Source organism: Undibacterium hunanense (assembly GCF_014284335.1).
Classification (GTDB): domain Bacteria; phylum Pseudomonadota; class Gammaproteobacteria; order Burkholderiales; family Burkholderiaceae_D; genus Undibacterium; species Undibacterium hunanense.
This window is the reverse complement of sequence record NZ_JACOGF010000070.1, coordinates 1-301: the sequence shown is the minus strand read 5'-3', so window position 1 is coordinate 301 and position 301 is coordinate 1. Positions and strand designations below refer to the sequence as shown.

Sequence of the window (301 nt, the reverse complement as noted above, 5' to 3'; positions counted from 1 at the left end):
CGTCGTTACTTCACCTGGCTTCCTGCCTCGCCCCTGCTTTGTGGTTGCTACTGTTCTTTCAAACCGGACTCATTACGTGCAGACGTCGTTGGTCTGCGCATGATCAGCCCGGAATATTTCTCCGCTCTGCAGCATCGCCCAGATCCGCCTGGCATTCTTGGCTGCCAGGGCACACACGGCGATGTTATGCCCCCGCCTTTTGGCCAGTTTTACGACCCAGTCTTCGGCATAGGCCGGTTTGTTGATCCTGGCCTGCAAGACGGACCTGGCCCCATGGACGAGGAGTTTGCGTACATAACCA

General features: G+C 57.1%; 1 pseudogene. It reads right to left on the bottom strand.

Annotated elements, in window-relative coordinates:
• Positions 1–72 precede the first annotated feature (72 nt).
• Positions 73–301: pseudogene (locus H8L32_RS27355) on the bottom strand (IS110 family transposase); the annotation flags it as partial.